Genomic DNA, 1,877 nt, shown 5'->3' with positions numbered 1-1,877 from the left:
CATAAATCCGCCCGTTCATATGGATCAAACCCACCTCATCCAGCATCTCGTGCCCGGTGAAGCCGCGCTTGGTGATGTCGGTAATGTTCGTTTCGAGTTCGCTTAACGCCTTATCCACCAATGGGCCCCAGTTCAAAACCTCGCTAAGTCGAGTGTCTAGTTTTGCTGGTAGGGATCAGGATTCGGGGGGCAGTGGCTCAGACGGGCGGGTTTTGCCATTGATACACCGGTTCAGGTCAGGTAGAGGTTTTTGGTCTTTAAGTAGGGAAATAATCGGACTAATAGCCCGGCACATGCCGAGCTATTTTTTTGATTAGGACATGCCCAGAATCGCTACTCAAGAACAGGGCTTTTATCGAAAGAAACCCCGGAAAATGTTATCGCCGACACCCACTTAAGCCGCCCTATAGAGACATCATCCGTTTTCGGGTCTGGCCGAACAAATTTCCCAAATACTGTAACAGCTTCACCCTCCGCATTATTTGAACATTTATCCATCAGAGTCACAGGCATCTGAGGCAGATAGATAACTTCTGTTGTATCAAAGACCTTATAGGAAAAATTGTTTATAAAAACCATAGGCCTCTCATCAGAACATGACAATACTCCGTTAAATGATATGTGCTTCCCTTCAAATGAAGCATCGGTCATTAGCCTGATCATAGAAACAGGATGAATATTTCCACGAGAACCTCTGTCCAATCTAGAACTGTCTATGTAGCCTGAGAACAACGCGCTAATTTCGGGGTAACTTTTACCTGCGATGCAGGCAAGCGAAAAAGCCGTCAAGATAATACATACGATCCATTTCATTTACTTTACCTCTGAGACGTATTTTTCAAAATTGGATTTCGTTCTTGGAAGACCGCCATCTAAAAATGCTCGGTGATCAAAACGCAGTAAACGACCACTTGGCGTAGACAAATAGCCATCAATACCCCCACCTACTTCCTTATTGAAGTCTGGAGTGCTAAACATGTTCGTTATAGTGTGCGTATGATAGCTTGCGACTCTGTCGAACTCTGACAAAGGCCGTATATCCACCGATCCCGAAAGAAAATCTGTCGTTACATCGCTAACGACAACCCTTTCACAAAAACAAGAAGGGCTAGCATCATGAATCATCGCTCCAATTTCAATCTTCCATGCTTTCGCTATCGGTGACAACGCTTCGTGCAAAGCTTGAGCAGCCAAATCTGCAGAACCGAAAGCTTGCCTTTCTATGCCTTCGACAGCCAATGTTATTTCCATCTGTGCCGTTGCTTTTTCGACGTCAGAAAGGTGGGATTCTGAGCTACCTAGTGATTCATAGCGGACGTCATTTTTCGAGTTAGCGATACGCTGAGTTCCCTGCGACACCGCCCAACTAAACGCCGCATAGGCCGCCCCATTGGCAAACTTACCACCCGTCGCCTCCGATATCGACCCGGCGATTACAGTGGAGGCGATCAGTTCGACACCCGCGTTTTCTATGCCTTGAACGTATCCGGACGTTAAAGCCCCAGCACCGGCCGAGACAAAGCCATGCCCAAACCTCCCTCCTCGCAAAGCACTCGTAATGCCACCGAGCGTTGCAAAACCCAATGTTTCCAGATTAAAACCAAATCCAGGCCCTCCTGGCGCTCTAATATTGGCTCCAACGGTCGCTATGGCGTAGGTAGAGAAAGCGGCAATAGCGGCGTCACCAACGCTTCCGCCATAATACAACGTCGTTGCAGCCGCCAAAGCGGCGCCACACGGAATACAGACTCCGGTAACAACGGCCTGAATGACGGGCTTCAGGAAGTTGTCCCTGAAGTCCGTCCAGGCTGAGAAACCGCTGGGGTCGGTCGCATTGAGCGGGTTGTTGTGTACATAACTATAGCGGTTATAGCCCT

General features: G+C 48.4%; 2 protein-coding genes. Both read right to left on the bottom strand.

Annotated elements, in window-relative coordinates:
* Positions 1-333 precede the first annotated feature (333 nt).
* A complete protein-coding gene (locus ACQCLF_RS15880; protein WP_426989047.1) occupies positions 334-813 on the bottom strand; it encodes a hypothetical protein in 480 nt (159 codons plus the stop codon).
* The coding region (locus ACQCLF_RS15875) for a hypothetical protein (protein ID WP_426989045.1) at positions 814-1,877 on the bottom strand (1,064 nt) is incomplete at its 5' end. It lies immediately after the preceding gene.

Origin of the sequence: Marinimicrobium sp. ARAG 43.8 (assembly GCF_050113635.1) — a bacterium.
Lineage (GTDB): Bacteria > Pseudomonadota > Gammaproteobacteria > Pseudomonadales > Cellvibrionaceae > Marinimicrobium.
This window is presented reverse-complemented; position numbering and strand designations above follow the sequence as displayed.